The organism is Pseudomonas sp. W15Feb34 (assembly GCF_023127765.1).
GTDB classification, from domain to species: Bacteria; Pseudomonadota; Gammaproteobacteria; order Pseudomonadales; family Pseudomonadaceae; genus Aquipseudomonas; species Aquipseudomonas synxantha_A.
In genome coordinates, this window is record NZ_SPKN01000050.1 from 90,833 (window position 1) to 91,290 (window position 458).

Consider the following 458-nt stretch of genomic DNA (forward strand, 5'->3'; position numbering starts at 1 on the left):
GCGGCTGACCGTCGAACAGGATCCGCTGGGCGCGGTGACGGCCTATCAGTACGACGAAGCTGGGCGCCTGGTGGCTTTGTTTCCGGGGGATGATGAGCCGACGTCTTACGAGCATGACAACGGTTTTGTTCGGGTTGTGAGGCGTGGGGAGGCGGTCTGGAAATACGAGCGTAATAAGCAAGGCGATGTTACGCGTAGGACCGATCCTGACGGCGAGGTTACCGATTACAGCTACAACAAACACGGGCAACTGACCGGAGTTTGGTACCCGGATCACAGTTGCCATCGGCTGGTGTGGGATGAGCGTGGGCAGTTGCTGGAAGAGCAATTGCCCAATGGCGGGATCAAGCGTTATCGCTATGACGATTTAGGACGCCAGATTGGCTGTGAGGATGAACACGGCGCCCAGACAGTCTATGAATGGGACAGCGTCGGTAGGTTGATTCGCCTCGCCTTGC

The 458-nt window shown here is 57.6% G+C and carries 1 protein-coding gene; it reads left to right on the forward strand.

Annotated elements, in window-relative coordinates; translation table 11 throughout:
* Positions 1–458, forward strand: a 458-nt coding sequence (locus E4O97_RS26235) for an RHS repeat domain-containing protein (RefSeq protein ID WP_248162698.1), incomplete at both ends; no start/stop codon positions are given.